The following is a 289-nucleotide window of genomic DNA, read 5'->3' on the forward strand; positions in this document are numbered from 1 at the left end:
CGCGCAGGTCAAGGGCACGCAGCGTATCTCCGAGATCAGGGGCCTGACCGAAAGCCATCCCGGGCTTGGCTGGGCGCTGGTGATCGGCGTCGTCGCCATCGCCGGCCTGCCGCCACTCGGCATCTTCATGAGCGAGTTCCTGGTCGTCAGCTCGACCTTCGCCCGGCATCCGTGGCTGGCGATCCCGCTGGTGTTCGGGCTGCTGATTGCCTTCGGCGCGCTTCTGCTGCGGCTGACCGGACTCGCCTTTGGCGAGCCGCGCGGCGGCACGGCGCCGGTCGGGGCCTCC

General features: G+C 70.6%; 1 protein-coding gene. It reads left to right on the forward strand.

Annotated elements, in window-relative coordinates; all coding sequences use genetic code 11:
* Window positions 1-289: proton-conducting transporter membrane subunit (locus EN851_RS35690; protein WP_281041141.1), on the forward strand; the 289-nt coding region annotated here is incomplete at both ends.

Origin of the sequence: Mesorhizobium sp. M8A.F.Ca.ET.208.01.1.1 (assembly GCF_004791315.1) — a bacterium.
Taxonomy (GTDB): Bacteria; Pseudomonadota; Alphaproteobacteria; order Rhizobiales; family Rhizobiaceae; genus Mesorhizobium.